Annotated in this window: 12 protein-coding genes; 9 read left to right on the top strand and 3 right to left on the bottom strand. The window is 71.0% G+C overall.

Annotated features, from left to right (window positions below; genetic code table 11):
- Nucleotides 1-23: 23 nt before the first annotated feature.
- From rnpA to argB, 5 genes are all read left to right on the top strand, one after another.
- Nucleotides 24-464, top strand: a complete 441-nt coding sequence (gene rnpA, locus AB4Z01_RS28690) for a ribonuclease P protein component (RefSeq protein ID WP_441699477.1) — start codon at nucleotides 24-26, stop codon at nucleotides 462-464.
- Nucleotides 461-754, top strand: a complete 294-nt coding sequence (gene yidD / locus AB4Z01_RS28695; RefSeq protein ID WP_395672942.1) for a membrane protein insertion efficiency factor YidD — start codon at nucleotides 461-463, stop codon at nucleotides 752-754. Before rnpA ends, yidD begins: the two co-directional genes overlap by 4 nt.
- A 61-nt stretch (nucleotides 755-815) precedes the next feature.
- Nucleotides 816-2642 carry a membrane protein insertase YidC gene (gene yidC, locus AB4Z01_RS28700; RefSeq protein ID WP_441699479.1) on the top strand — a complete coding sequence of 609 codons (1827 nt, stop codon included), beginning with the start codon at nucleotides 816-818 and terminating at the stop codon, nucleotides 2640-2642.
- A complete protein-coding gene (gene yihA / locus AB4Z01_RS28705) occupies nucleotides 2639-3301 on the top strand; it encodes a ribosome biogenesis GTP-binding protein YihA/YsxC (RefSeq protein ID WP_441699481.1) in 663 nt (220 codons plus the stop codon). Before yidC ends, yihA begins: the two co-directional genes overlap by 4 nt.
- Before the next feature lie 71 nt (nucleotides 3302-3372).
- Complete coding sequence (gene argB / locus AB4Z01_RS28710; RefSeq protein ID WP_441699483.1) at nucleotides 3373-4287, top strand: acetylglutamate kinase; 915 nt, start codon at nucleotides 3373-3375, stop codon at nucleotides 4285-4287.
- 170 nt (nucleotides 4288-4457) lie between these two features.
- On the opposite strand, the gene AB4Z01_RS28715 is transcribed toward argB, so the two are convergent.
- Nucleotides 4458-5678, bottom strand: a complete 1221-nt coding sequence (locus AB4Z01_RS28715; protein WP_441699485.1) for a Zn-dependent hydrolase — start codon at nucleotides 5676-5678, stop codon at nucleotides 4458-4460.
- Between the two features lie 176 nt (nucleotides 5679-5854).
- Between AB4Z01_RS28715 and AB4Z01_RS28720 the strand changes: the two genes are divergently transcribed.
- From AB4Z01_RS28720 to AB4Z01_RS28735, 4 genes are all read left to right on the top strand, one after another.
- Entirely contained in the window at nucleotides 5855-6982 is a 1128-nt protein-coding gene (locus AB4Z01_RS28720; protein WP_441699487.1) for an iron-containing alcohol dehydrogenase, read from the top strand.
- Between the two features lie 272 nt (nucleotides 6983-7254).
- Complete coding sequence (locus tag AB4Z01_RS28725; RefSeq protein WP_441699488.1) at nucleotides 7255-8343, top strand: DmpA family aminopeptidase; 1089 nt, start codon at nucleotides 7255-7257, stop codon at nucleotides 8341-8343.
- Nucleotides 8344-8399: 56 nt separating this feature from the next.
- The gene (locus AB4Z01_RS28730; RefSeq protein WP_441699490.1) at nucleotides 8400-8903 is read left to right on the top strand and encodes an SH3 domain-containing protein; all 504 of its coding nucleotides are present in this window, start codon (nucleotides 8400-8402) and stop codon (nucleotides 8901-8903) included.
- Nucleotides 8904-9000: 97 nt separating this feature from the next.
- Nucleotides 9001-9336 carry a hypothetical protein gene (locus tag AB4Z01_RS28735; RefSeq protein ID WP_441699491.1) on the top strand — a complete coding sequence of 112 codons (336 nt, stop codon included), beginning with the start codon at nucleotides 9001-9003 and terminating at the stop codon, nucleotides 9334-9336.
- A gap of 100 nt (nucleotides 9337-9436) precedes the next feature.
- Here AB4Z01_RS28735 and trxA read toward each other — a convergent pair whose 3' ends face one another.
- Nucleotides 9437-9757: a thioredoxin TrxA gene (gene trxA / locus AB4Z01_RS28740; RefSeq protein WP_380310828.1), complete on the bottom strand. Its 321-nt coding sequence runs from the start codon at nucleotides 9755-9757 to the stop codon at nucleotides 9437-9439.
- Between the two features lie 74 nt (nucleotides 9758-9831).
- Nucleotides 9832-13287: a double-strand break repair helicase AddA gene (gene addA / locus AB4Z01_RS28745; protein ID WP_441699493.1), complete on the bottom strand. Its 3456-nt coding sequence runs from the start codon at nucleotides 13285-13287 to the stop codon at nucleotides 9832-9834.
- Nucleotides 13288-13350: the final 63 nt, after the last annotated feature.

The raw sequence follows: 13350 nt of genomic DNA on the forward strand, positions 1-13350 counted from the left end.
AGGGCCTGGGCCGGGGTGACCGGATGCGCGTCCGCCTTGACGATTCCTCCCTGATCCGCCTCGGCCGGCTGAAGAAGCGGGCCGAGTTTTTGGCTGTTGCCGGAACGCGCCGCAAATGGGCGCAGCCGGGGGTGATCGTCCAGCTGCGCCGCTGGGACCAGGCCGGGACCGACGCCGAGGCGACCGCCGGCTGCGACCTGCGCGTCGGCTACACCGCCAGCCGCAAGGTCGGCAATTCGGTCGCCCGCAACCGGGCGCGCCGCCGCCTGCGCGCCGCCGCCGCCGAGGTGCTGGGCCGCCGGGCGGCGCCTGGTGTCGACCTGGTGCTGATCGCCCGCGGCGAGACCATCCGCCGGCCCTTCGCCGATCTGGTCGCCGATCTCGACCGCGCCCTGCAGAAGCTGGGCGCCGTGCGCCCGGCGCCAGGAGTCGGAGGGGCGGAGGCGGGCGGGGCCGCGGCATGAGCCCGCTGGCCCATGCGATGCGCGCCCTGGTGATCGGCTACCGCTACAGCCTGTCGGCGCTGATCGGACGCCAGTGCCGGTTCGCGCCCACTTGCTCCGCCTATGCGATCGAGGCTATTGAGCGGCACGGTGCGATCGCCGGGGGCTGGCTGGCCCTGCGGCGCATCGCGCGTTGCCACCCCTGGGGTGGGTCGGGGTATGACCCCGTGCCCGACACCCTGACCAAGGATGCCGGTGGATCCGGCCGCGACGCCTGCTGCGGCGGTGCGGCCCGGTCCACCGACACCTGATTGCACGACTGACCGGCCGGCCAGATTTAGGGGCAGAGGCCGGGACCGGAGCCCTGATGCGATGACCGACCAGAAGAACCTGATCCTGGCGATCGCCCTTTCGCTGGCCATCCTTCTCGGCTTCCAGTTCCTGTTCCCGTCGGCGAAGCCCACCACGCCGTCGGGACAGCAGCAGACCACCGCTCCCGCCGCCACCACCTCGACCGCCTCGCCCCAGGCCCCGACCGCGGTCGGTGGCGCGGCCCAGGCGCCGGTGGACCGCGCCCAGGCGCTGGCCCAGACCCAGCGGGTCAAGATCGAGGCCCCGCGCTTGCACGGCTCGATCAACCTGACCGGCGGCCGGATCGACGACGTCACCCTGCGCGACTATCGCGAGACGGTCGACCCGAACAGCCCGGAGATCGTGCTGCTGACGCCGCTGGGCGGCCCGTCTCCCTATTATGCCGACTACGGCTGGGCGCCGGCCGATCCGTCGGTCGTGGTGCCGGGCGCGAACACGGTCTGGACCGCCGACCGCGAGACGCTGACCCCGGACACGCCGGTGGTGCTGCGCTGGGACAATGGCCAGGGGCTGGTGTTCGAACGCACCATCTCGATCGACGCGAACTACATGTTCACGGTGGTCCAGCGGGTCGTGAACAACACCGACAAACCGGTGCAGCTCGCCTCCTACGGCCGGGTGCTGCGCTTCGGCACGCCGGTGACCCAGGGCTATTACGTGCTGCATGAGGGCCCCTACGGCGTGTTCAACGGCACGCTGGAGGAGAAGACCTACAAGGACATCCAGGACGACAAGGCGGTCAAGAACACCACCACCGGCGGCTGGCTCGGCTTCACCGACAAGTACTGGCTGGCCGCGCTGATCCCGGACCAGGCGGTCAAGGTCGACACCCAGTTCCTGCACCAGTCGGACGGCGGCGGCCGCTACCTCGCGACCTATCAGGCCGAGCCGCAGACCGTGGCCCCGGGCCAGGCCGTGGAATCGACCGGCCGGCTGTTCGCCGGCGCCAAGGAAGTCGACCTGATCGGCAGCTATCACGAGACGCTGAACATCACCAAGTTCGACTTCGCCATCGATTTCGGCTGGTTCTGGTTCCTGACCAAGCCGTTCTTCAAGATCCTCGCCTGGATCCACAGCGTCGTCGGCAATTTCGGCGTCGCGATCCTGATCTTCACCCTGGCGCTGAAGCTGCTGTTCTACCCGCTGGCGGACAAATCGTACCGCTCGATGGCGAAGATGAAGGCGCTGCAGCCGGAGATGGTGAAGCTGCGCGAGCGCTTCGCCGACGACAAGGCCAAGCAGCAGCAGGAGCTGATGGCGCTGTACAAGCGCGAGAAGGTCAACCCGGCCGCGGGCTGCCTGCCGATCATCATCCAGATCCCGGTGTTCTTCGCGCTGTACAAGGTGCTGCTGGTCACCATCGAGATGCGGCACGCGCCGTTCTTCGGCTGGATGCACGATCTGTCGGCGCCCGACCCGACCACGGTGTTCAACCTGTTCGGCCTGATCCCGTGGACCCCGCCGGCGATGCTGATGATCGGCGCGGCGCCCATCATCATGGGCTTCACCATGTTCCTGCAGCAGAAGCTGAACCCGGCGCCGGCCGACCCGGTCCAGGCCAAGGTGTTCATGGCACTGCCGGTCGTCTTCACCTTCATGCTGGCGCATTTCCCGGTCGGGCTGGTGATCTACTGGGCCTGGAACAACACGCTGACGATCCTGCAGCAGTGGTCGATCATGAAGCGCATGCATGTGAAGATCTCGGGCGGGATGGAGGAGGGCTCCGAGGCGCCGGCCGCCCTGCCGCCCTCGGTCACCCGCAAGAAGAACGGCGACGGCGCCGCGAAGGCGCCTGGCCCCCGCAAGCCGGCGGGCCGCAAGGGGTGACCGAGCCGCAGGCGGCCGAAAGAGAGGCATTCGGGCCGGAGGCGATCGAGGCGGGGCGGCTGCTGTTCGCGCAGGAATGCCGCTTCACCTGGGGGTCGGCCGCGCTGACCGACCTGCCGCCCGCCGGCCTACCGGAGATCGCCTTCGCCGGCCGCTCCAATGTCGGCAAGTCCAGCCTGGTCAACGCCCTGACCGGGCGGAAGACCCTGGCCCGCATCAGCCACACCCCGGGCCGCACCCAGCAGCTCAACTTCTTCGACCTCGGCGGCCGGCTGTCGCTCGTCGACCTGCCGGGCTATGGCTATGCCAAGGTGTCGAAGTCGCTGTCCCATGGCTGGACCGAGACGCTGAAGGGCTATCTGCGCGGCCGGGCGACGCTGCGCCGGGCCCTGGTGCTGGTCGACGGCCGGCACGGCATCAAGGAGTCGGACGCCGAGATCCTGAAGCTGCTCGACGACACCGCCGTCGCCACCCAGGTGGTGCTGACCAAGATGGACAAGGTCGGCAAAGGCGAGCGCGAGCGCCGGATCCCGGAGGTCGAGGCCGAGCTGAAGCGCCATCCAGCCGCCTTCCCGCGGGTGTTCCTGACCAGCAGCGACAGCGGCGAGGGCATCGCCGAGCTGCGCGCCTTCCTGACCGAGATCGCGAAGAACGGCTAAGCGCGGTTGATCACGGCCGCGCGCTGGGGCATGAGAGGGGCGCCGGCAACCGCTCGCAGGAATCGAGCTCGATGACCAAGCCCTTCGCCGCCCCGCCCAACCTGCCCGCCGCCTCGCTCGACAAGGCCCATACCTTGGTCGAGGCGCTGCCCTTCATGCGCCGCTATGCCGGTGCCACCTTCGTGATCAAATACGGCGGCAACGCCATGGGCGACGACTCGCTGACCGAGAGCTTCGCCCGCGACGTCGTGCTGCTGAAGCAGGTCGGCATCAACCCGGTGGTGGTGCATGGCGGCGGCCCGCAGATCGGCGCGATGCTCGAGCGGCTGAACATCAAGTCGGAATTCGTCGACGGTCTGCGCGTCACCGACCGCAACACCGTCGACGTGGTCGAGATGGTGCTGTCCGGCAACATCAACAAATCGATCGTCTCCGCCATCCAGTCGGTCGGCGGCAAGGCGGTCGGCGTCTCCGGCAAGGATGGCGGCCTGATCTCGGCCCGCAAGCTGCAGCGCACCAAGCGCGACCCCGACAGCAACATCGAGCGCATCCTCGACCTCGGCTTCGTCGGCGAGCCGGCGGCGGTGAACCCTGAGATCCTCGAGGCGTTCGAGGACAGCGACTTCATCCCGGTGATCGCGCCGATCGGCGTCGGTCCGCGCGGCGAGAGCTACAACATCAACGCCGACACCGCCGCCGGCGCCATCGCCGCGGCGCTGAACGCCACCCGCTTCTTCCTGCTGACCGACGTCGCCGGCGTGCTCGACAAGGACAAGAAGCTGATCCAGGAGCTGCCGCTGGCCCGGGCGCGCGAGCTGATGACCGACGGCACCATCTCCGGCGGCATGATCCCGAAGCTCGAGACCTGCATCTCGGCGGTCGACCAGGGGGTCGAGGGCGCTGTGATCATGGACGGCCGGGTGCCGCACGCCGTGCTGCTGGAGGTCTTCACCGAGGGCGGCATCGGGACTTTGATCCGGGCGTAAGGCGTCGCGCCTGAAGCTGCCTTTGGAGCCTTCCTTTCCTGTCATTGCCGGGCTTGACCCGGCAATCCAGGGGCCACCCGGAGCGGCGTCGACATCTCCTGGATGCCCGGGTCAAGCCCGGGCATGACAGAACGGGAGGGCAGTAAGCGTGCGGTCAGCCTCCCTGCCACCTATGCCCCCACCAGCCGCGCCACCGCGTCCAGCAGCACCTCGGCGCCGGCGGCCAGTTGCTCGGGCTCGGTGAACTCCGCCGGGTTGTGGCTGATGCCGCCGCGGCTGGGCACGAAGATCATCGCCGACGGTGCGATCCGGGCGATCATCTGGGCATCGTGGCCGGCGCCGGAAGTGATCCGTCGCCAGCGATGGCCGCGCCGCTCCGCTGCCTCGGCGACCAGCCGCACCAGCGCCGGGTCGAACCGCACCGGCTGGAACCGGGCCAGCCGCTCGGTCGCGACCTCCACTCCCTCCGCCGCCGCCAGCGTTTCGAGATAGCCGGCCAGCGCGGCTTCGGCCGCCTGCAGCCGCTCCTCGTCAGGATCGCGCAGGTCGACCGTGAACACGGCGCGGGACGGGATCACGTTGATTGCGTCCGGCTCCAGCCGCAGCGACCCGACCGTGGCCAGCGTGCCGGCATCGGCCACCCGGTCGCGCAGATGGGTGATCACCCGGGCGGCGGCCAGGCCGGCGTCGCGGCGGGCGGCGATCGGCGTGGTACCGGCATGGTTGGCCGTGCCGGTGATCGTCACCCGCTGCCAGGAGATGCCCTGCAGCGAATCGACCGCGCCTATGGCCAGCCCCTCCGCCTCCAGCACCGGGCCCTGCTCGATATGCAGCTCAAGATAACAGGCCGGCCGGATCGACCCCGGCTCCAGGTCGCCGGCATAGCCGATCCGTGTCAGCGCCTCGCCCAGCACGGCGCCGTCGGTGCCGACCGCGGCCAAAGCGGCGTCGAGGTCCAGCCCGCCGGCATGGACCAGCGACCCCATCATATCCGGCTGGAACCGCACGCCCTCCTCATTGGTGAAGGCGGCGACCGCGATCGGCCGGGCTGGCACGATGCCGGCGGCCCGCAACGCCTCGACGACGGCCAGCCCGGCCAGCACGCCGTAACAGCCGTCATAGATGCCGGCGTCGATCACCGTGTCGATATGCGACCCGATCATCACCGGATCGCCGCCGCCCGCCGCCGGCCACAGGCCGAAGATATTGCCGATGCGGTCGACCCGCGCCTCCAGCCCCGCCTCCCGCATCCAGCCCGCCAGCAGGTCGCGGCCGGCGCGGTCGGCATCGGTCAGAGCCAGCCGGGTCGGCCCGCCGGACGGGCCGCGTCCGATCGCGCCCAGGCGCTGCAGCCGGTCGAGCAGGCGGGCATGGTCGAGGGCGGCGGTCATGGCGGGATCCGGGGTCGTTGCCGCGGCAGCATATCGCCGGCCGGGATCGATCGGTTTGCGTATTGCACCGGGCCGCGCAAAGCCTTTGCGCCGTCAGGGCGAAGCTTCCGATGCCGGCCGGCATCCTCTAGGGTTTCCGTTGACTCCCCAGAACGCCAAGACCGAGGACCGCACCGATGGCCGACACCATCACCTATCTGACCACCACCCGCTTCGGCGCGGGCGCGGTCGAGCTGCTGCCGCAGGAGCTGGCCGAGCTCGGCATCCGCAAACCGCTGCTGGTCACCGATCCGGGCATCGCCCGGCTGCCGCTGCTCGATCGGGTGCGCCGGATGCTGCCGGCGGAGCACGCGCTGTTCACCGAGACCCCGGGCAACCCGACCGAGGCGGCGGTCGACGCGTCCTTCGACGCCTTACGGCACGGCGCCTGCGATGGGCTGGTGGCGCTCGGGGGCGGCTCGGCCATGGACCTGGCCAAGGCGGTGGCCCTGCGCGCCACCCACGCCGGGCAGCTGGCCGAATATGCGCTGATTGAGGGCGGCGCCGGCCGCATCGGCCCGGTGGTGCCGCTGATCGCGGTGCCGACCACCGCCGGCACCGGCAGCGAGGTCGGACGCGGCGCCCTGATCACCCTGCGCGACGGCCGCAAGCTGGCGCTGATCAGCGGGCACCTGATTCCGGCCCGCGCCATCTGCGACCCCGAGCTGACGCTCGGCCTGCCGCCGCTGTTGACCGCCGCGACCGGCATGGATGCGCTGACCCATTGCATCGAGACCTTCCTGTCGCCGCGCTACAACCCGCCGGCCGACGCCATCGCGCTGGACGGCGCCGGCCGGGCCATGCGCTTCCTGCCGCGGGCGGTGGCCGATGGGGGCGACCGCGAGGCGAGAGCCGAGATGATGATGGCGGCGCTGCAGGGCGGCCTGACCTTTCAGAAAGGCCTGGGCGCGGTGCACGGCCTGTCGCATGCACTCGGTGCCATCCCCGACCCGGTGCTGCATCACGGCACGCTGAACGCCGTGATCCTGCCGGCGGTGCTGCGCTTCAACGCCCCGGCGGCGGCGGCGAAATATCCGCTGCTGGCCCGCGCCATGGGGCTGGCGGAGGAGGCCGATCTCGCCGCCGCGATCGAGGATCTCAATGCCCGGATCGGCCTGCCGAAGAGCCTGCGCCAGATGGGCGTGACCGAGGCGCATCGCGACCGCGCGGTCGCCGGCGCGGTGGCTGACCACTCCACCGCCAGCAACGCCCGGCCGGTCTCGCGGGCCGATTACGAGGCGCTGTTCGACGCCGCGCTGGGGTGAGGCCGGGTCCGTTGCGCTTACAAGATAGGCAAATTCCAACGGCGCATACATGGCGGGCAAAATTTTTCAAGGGGGTGGGAACCTCCCCCCTGGCAAGGGGTTCTAGGGGTGCACGTCCGCATCGTGCATGAACCTCCCTGTTCAACTCGGGCCGGCCATCGGGTCGGCCCTTTTCTTTGTCCCATACACCCCAATCGGGGCGTAGATCGCACCCGCCCGGCCTGTTACCCAGGACGCGGGGGACTAAGCTCCGGCGATACGGCGAGGGTGGGATGGCGCGCGCGAGGCTGCGGGATCTGGGGCTGTCGATCGGCACGCTGCCGCCCGGCCCGAAGAACGGCATCACCGACGTCCCCGGCGTGCTGGTCGGCCAGGTCACCCTGGTCGAGGAGGCGCCGCACATCATCCGCACCGGCATCACCGCGATCGTGCCGCAGGACGGCGAGATCTGGCGCCGCAACCTGTTCGCCGCCGGCCACGTGCTGAACGGCAACAGCGAGGTCACCGGCCTGACCTGGATCAACGAGTTCGGCCTGCTGTGCGGCCCGCTGTCCCTGACCGGCACCTTCTCGATCGGTGCGGTGCACGAGGGCATGGTCGACGCCGAGGTGACGCTGGCCACCGGCGCCGACTTCAAGATGCCGGTGGTGTCCGAGACCTATGACGGCTGGCTGTCCGAGAGCGAGCATTTCGTGGTCCGGCCGCACCACGCGCTGGAGGCGCTGCGCCGCGCCACCGCCGATCCGGTGGCGGAAGGCTGCGCCGGCGGCGGCACCGGCACCAACGCGCATGAGTTCAAGGCCGGCACCGGCACCGCCTCCCGCATCGTCGCCCAGGGCGGCGACAGCTGGACCGTCGGCATCCTGGTGCAGACCAATTACGGCGACCGCGACCGGCTGCTGCTCGACGGCGTGCCGGTCGGGTGCGAGATCACGGTCACCGACGTGCCCAGCTGCTTCGCCCAGCGCCGGGTCGAAGGCTCGATCCTGGTCGTGGTCGCCACCGACGCGCCGCTGTTCCCGCACCAGCTCAAACGACTGGCCCAGCGGGCCGGGCTGGGCCTGGCCCGCTGCGGCGGCCTGGGCTGGCCGGGCAGCGGCGACGTCTTCATCGCCTTTTCCACCGGGAACGATCTCGGCCAGGCCACCGACACCAGCCGCACGATGCCATACGAGAATCTGCGCATGCTGCCGGATTTCGCGCTGCAGCCGCTGATGGCGGCGGTGGTCGAGGCGACGGAGGAGGCGATCTGGAACTCGCTCTGCGCCGCCGAGACCACGACGGGCCGCCAGGGCCGGGTCAGCCACGCCTTGCCGATCGAGCGGCTGCCCGGGATCATGCGCCGCTACGGACGCACTTGACGGCGGGGGCGACGGGGATTCTTGTGTCGGCATCGACCGCCGCCGCCCAGGGATCCATGCGCCGATCCATCGCCGCTCTCCTCTTCGTCCTCAGCGCAGCCGTGCCGTTCGCCGCTCATGCCGCCGGCAGCGGCCAGCCGGTGCCGCGATTCGTCTCGCTGCGGTCGGACGAGGTGAACCTCCGCACCGGGCCGGGCGAGCGCTATCCGGTCGAATGGGTGGTCAGCAAGAAGGGCCTGCCGGTCGAGGTGATCGCGGAGTTCGACACCTGGCGCCGGGTGCGCGACTGGGAGGGGATCGAGGGCTGGGTCCACCAGGCCCTGCTGACCCGCCGGCGCAGCCTGGTGGTCACCGGCAAGGAGGACCAGCCGATCTACAACGAGCCGAGCGAGGGCTCCGGCCTGATGGCGAAGGCGGAGCCCGGCGTGATCGGCTCGCTGCTGCGCTGCCCGGGCGACGGGGCGCAGGCCGACTGGTGCTATGTCGACCTCAAGGGCTATCGCGGCTGGATGCGCCGGGCCTCGTTCTGGGGCGCCTATCCGGGCGAGAAGGTGGAGTAGGGCGGCGCCTGCCTTTCGTTCGCCACAGGGTGCGTGCGAAGCTTGGGCTCCTGGGGCCGGCCTCGCCGCGGCTCCATCACGATGAGCGGAATCAGGAATGCGTCTCTTTCGGATTCACCCGGTCGTTCTGATGCTGTGCGCCGGCCTCGCCGCCTGCCAGGACGGCGGTGGCTATGGGCAGCCGCAGGCGTCGAACGAGCCGGTCTACCAGATCTATCCGAATCCGGACGATCCGGACTCCGTGCCCGTCTATGTGCCGCAGAGCCAGCTTCACGCCTACTACAACGGCCAGGGTGCCGGGCCGGAGGCGGGTGGTTCCGACGATTCGCAGCAGCAGGCCTATCAGCAGGAGATGATGCGGCAGCAGCAGGAACGCGCGCAGCAGGAGCAGCAGCAGTGGTTCGAGCAGAATTACGGGGCGCCGGGGCAGTGACGAACCGGGACTCGGCTTAGGCGCGGGCCTGCGCGGCCCCCCAACGAAATAGCCCCGCCGGAAGGCGGGGCTATTCGAATTCAGGACGGTGGTGGGAGGATCAGAGGTTGCTCTCGACCCAGTCCTGCAGGCTCTTCTTCGGCACGGCGCCGATCTTGGTGGCGGCGACCTGGCCGTCCTTGAACAGCATCAGGGTCGGGATGCCACGGACGCCGTATTTCGGCGGCGTCATCGGGTTCTCGTCGATGTTCAGCTTGACCACGCTGACCTTGCCGCCCAGCTCGGCGGAGATCTCCTCCAGCGAGGGGCCGATCATCTTGCAGGGGCCGCACCATTCCGCCCAGAAATCCACCAGAACGGGACCCGGGGCCTTCAGGACGTCGGTTTCGAAGCTGGTATCCGAGACGGGCTTCGTGCTCATGGAAGTTCCTTGCCTTAGGGGCGGGACGCCACCTCACCACGTGGAGATAGGGTAGGGACGAGAACGGAACAAGGTCAAGCCGATGCGCCAGGGGCATGCCGGTCCAGCGTCCCGGGCGGGAGCTCCATCAGCCTCGGACCCTCGGTCCACAACAGCGCGCAGCGCACTGTCCGGCTTGGATAAACCAGGCGCAGCGCGGCGCGGTAGGCGGCCATCTGCACCAGATAGGCGCGCGGCACCGTCTCGATGCTGGCCGGCGGCGGCCGGTTGGTCTTGTAGTCGACCACCAGCACCGAATCGGGCGTCACCACCAGCCGGTCGATCTGACCGGACAGGGCACGGCCCTCGACCAGGCCGACCACCGGCACCTCGGCCCTGCTGCCGGGGCCGAACAGCGCCTCGAAGCCGGGCTGGTCCAGCACCGCCAGGGTGGTGGCGACGATCTCCGCCTGCTCGGCCTCGTCGCGGCCATGCTGCGGCCGGGCCAGGTAGCGCCGCGCCGCGGCCTCGCGCGACTCGGGCGGCAGGTCGGGCAGCGCCTGCAGCAGAGCGTGGATCAGGGCGCCGCGGCGGAACCGGCCCTGGTCGCTGCCGTCCAGCGGCGACCGGGCCGGCGGCTCGGCCTCCGGCCGCGACGGGGTCAGCGGCCGGGTCGGGTCGGGCTCGGGCGGCGGCGGGCGGTGCAGCCAGTCCGGCGCCGGCATCTCGGTCCCGGCCGTCGGCGTGACGGCTTCGGGCCCGGCGGGGCGGTCGGCCTGGGGCCGGTGCAGGCGCAGGCCCCCTCCTTCGACTCCTGGGCCCTCGACGCCGTCGATCGCCACCGTTGCCGCATCGGCCAGGGTCGCCAGCCCGTCACGGACCAGATGGTACCAGCAGCCATCGGCCGGCTTGCCGCGCTCGGTGGCGTAGTGGCCGCACAGATACAGCCGGTCCTCGGCCCGGGTCAGGGCGACATACAGCAGGCGTCGATACTCCTGGTCGCGGCGGCGGTCGGCGCGCTCCATCGCCTCGCGATAGACCGGCGGACGGCTCGCGGCACGCGGCGCCCATAGTGGCACCGGCAGGATCTCGTCCGGCCACAGGATCTTCTCCCCGGCCCGGGCGCCGCCGCGCGGCATGCCGATCAGGTCGGGCAGGATCACGATCGGCGCCTGCAGGCCCTTCGACCCGTGCACCGTCATGATCCGAACCTGGCCGTCGCCCTGCTCCTGCTCGCGTTTGACCTCGGTCTCGCCGGTCTCCAGCCAGTGCAGGAAGCGCTGCAGCGACGGCGGCAGCTGCCGCTCGAAGCCCAGGGCCAGCGACAGCAGCTCGTCCAGCGGGTCCTCGGCCTCCGGCCCCAGCCGGCCCAGCATGGCGCGGCGGCCGGAGATGGCATCGCCCGGGCAGGGCTGGGCCAGCACGCCGGAGAGCAGCTCGAACGGCGCCTGGAAGTCGACCCGGTTCAGGATCTCGGCCAGCCAGTTCCGTGCTGCCCTCACCATCGGGTCGGCCGACGCCGCCATCGCCGCCCACAGCGTGCCGGGCCGGCCATGGGCCAGGGCGAACAGCCGGTCGTCGTCGAAGCCGACCAGCGGGCCCTTCAGCAGCTCAGCCAGCGACAGGTCGTCCTCCGGCAGCAGCAGGAAGCGGGCCAGTGCCATCAGGTCCATCACCGCCAACTGCTCGGTCAGCACCATGCGGTCCATGCCGCCGACCGGGACATCGGCCGCCTTCAGGGCGCGCATCAGCTCGACGAAGAAGCGGTTGCGGGTGCGCACCAGGATCAGCACGTCGCCGGGTCGGATCGGCCGGCCCTTCGATTCCAGAATCGCGCCGTCGCGCAGCCAGCCGGCGATCCGCGTTGCGATCAGCCGGGCCAGCCGCGCGCCGGGGTCGCTGATGCCGCGCTGCTCGGTCGGCGGCTCCCAGGCCGGCGGCTCGTCGCTCTCGCTCGGGCCCAGCAGCGGCCACAGCTCGACCAGCCCGCCATGCAGCCGCCGGCGCTCCGACACGAAATGGTGCGGCGGCTCCGGCGCCACCCCGTCCAGCGCCGGGTCGCGGGCGAACACGGCGTCGACCAGCTCCAGCACGGCGGAGACCGAGCGGAACGAGGTCTCCAGCGGGATGGTGTGGAACGGGCGTTCGGCCTCGCGGCTGCGGCGGTCGAACAGGCCGTGCACCCGGGTGAACTCGGCGGGGTCGGCGCCCTGGAAGCTGAAGATCGACTGCTTCTGGTCGCCGACCACGAAGACGGTGCGGTCGACATCGCTGCGGGCACCGAGGCCGGCGAAGAACTCGTCCGTCAGGGCCTCGACCACGCGCCACTGCTCCGGGCTGGTGTCCTGGGCCTCGTCGATCAGAACGTGGTCGATGCCGCCATCCAGCTTGAACAGCACCCAGGCCGACTTGCCCGGCCGTTCCAGCAGGTCGCCCGCCTGCAGGATCAGGTCGTCATAGTCCAGCAGGGCGCGCCGCGCCTTCTCGGCCCGGTAGCGCTCGATCAGCGCCGTGCCCAGGGCCAGCAGCGCCGCGGTGGCGTCGGCGGTCTCGGCGGCGCGCAGCCGCTCGGTCAGCGCCAGGATGCGCTCCGCTTCCGCCTGCAGCGCCGCCAGCACGCCGGCGACCGCGGCCACGGATCTGGTCGCGAGCGTCTTGTAGACCGTGCCCTCCTTGGTCAGGAAGCCGCGCAGATACTCGCCCCAGCGGCCGGGCCGGCCCTCCGGGTCCTCCAGCCAGTTGGCGATGGCGGTGCCCCGGTCCTGGTCGCTCTTCTTGTCGCTGTCCAGCAGGGCATAGGCTGCGGTGCGCACGGCAGCGCAATCGAGGGCCGAATCATCGCAGGCCTCCCGCAGCAGGCTGTCGGCGGTGGCCCCCTCGGGCAGGTCCAGCGCGCGGCGGATCCCGGCCACCAGGGATTCCAGCCCGCCATGCTCGTCCAGCAGGCGGGTCAGCTGGCCGCGCTCGGCCACCATGGCGCGCACGATCTCGCTGAACTCGTCGGCGCCGACCGCGGCCGCCACCCGGTCGACCGCCCAGCCGAGCTCCGGATCCTCCAGCACTTGGCGGCGCACCCGCTCCAGCATCTCGGCGGCGCTGCGGTCGTCGATCAGCTCGAATTGCGGCGGCAGCCCGGCCTCGACCGGGAAGCGGCGCAGCAGCGACTGGCAGAAGCTGTGCACGGTCTGGATCCGCATCCCGCCGGGCACGTCCAGCACCCGGGCGAACAGCCGCCGCGCCTCGGTCTGCACCGCGGTGGCGGGCGGCGCGCCCATCAGGTCGGCCAGCTCCAGTTGCAGGCGGTCGTCCGGCATCGTCGCCCAGCGCGCCAGGGTGGCGGCGATGCGGTTCGCCATCTCGGCCGCGGCGGCGCGGGTGAAGGTGATGCACAGGATGCGGTCGGGCGGCGTGCCGGCCAGCATCAGCCGCAGCACCCGGTCGGTCAGCACCTTGGTCTTGCCGGTGCCGGCCGAGGCGCCGACCCAGACCGACCGCCTGGGGTCGGAGGCGTCTCTTTGCCTCGCTGTGGGGTCGGGGCGGACGAGGGTCATGATGCGACCGCGGAGCTTCGGCGCGAACCCCCTCCCCCAACCCCCTCCCGCGAGGGGAGGGGG

Origin of the sequence: Inquilinus sp. YAF38, from assembly GCF_052113205.1 — a bacterium.
Lineage (GTDB): Bacteria > Pseudomonadota > Alphaproteobacteria > DSM-16000 > Inquilinaceae > Inquilinus.

Coding starts and splice junctions, on each gene's coding strand:
- rnpA (WP_441699477.1), top strand. CDS start 24: ATGCGCGTCCGCCTTGACGATTCCTCCCTGATCCGCCTCGGCCGGCTG.
- yidD (WP_395672942.1), top strand. CDS start 461: ATGAGCCCGCTGGCCCATGCGATGCGCGCCCTGGTGATCGGCTACCGC.
- yidC (WP_441699479.1), top strand. CDS start 816: ATGACCGACCAGAAGAACCTGATCCTGGCGATCGCCCTTTCGCTGGCC.
- argB (WP_441699483.1), top strand. CDS start 3,373: ATGACCAAGCCCTTCGCCGCCCCGCCCAACCTGCCCGCCGCCTCGCTC.
- AB4Z01_RS28715 (WP_441699485.1), bottom strand. CDS start 5,678: ATGACCGCCGCCCTCGACCATGCCCGCCTGCTCGACCGGCTGCAGCGC.
- AB4Z01_RS28720 (WP_441699487.1), top strand. CDS start 5,855: ATGGCCGACACCATCACCTATCTGACCACCACCCGCTTCGGCGCGGGC.
- AB4Z01_RS28725 (WP_441699488.1), top strand. CDS start 7,255: ATGGCGCGCGCGAGGCTGCGGGATCTGGGGCTGTCGATCGGCACGCTG.
- AB4Z01_RS28730 (WP_441699490.1), top strand. CDS start 8,400: ATGCGCCGATCCATCGCCGCTCTCCTCTTCGTCCTCAGCGCAGCCGTG.
- AB4Z01_RS28735 (WP_441699491.1), top strand. CDS start 9,001: ATGCGTCTCTTTCGGATTCACCCGGTCGTTCTGATGCTGTGCGCCGGC.
- trxA (WP_380310828.1), bottom strand. CDS start 9,757: ATGAGCACGAAGCCCGTCTCGGATACCAGCTTCGAAACCGACGTCCTG.
- addA (WP_441699493.1), bottom strand. CDS start 13,287: ATGACCCTCGTCCGCCCCGACCCCACAGCGAGGCAAAGAGACGCCTCC.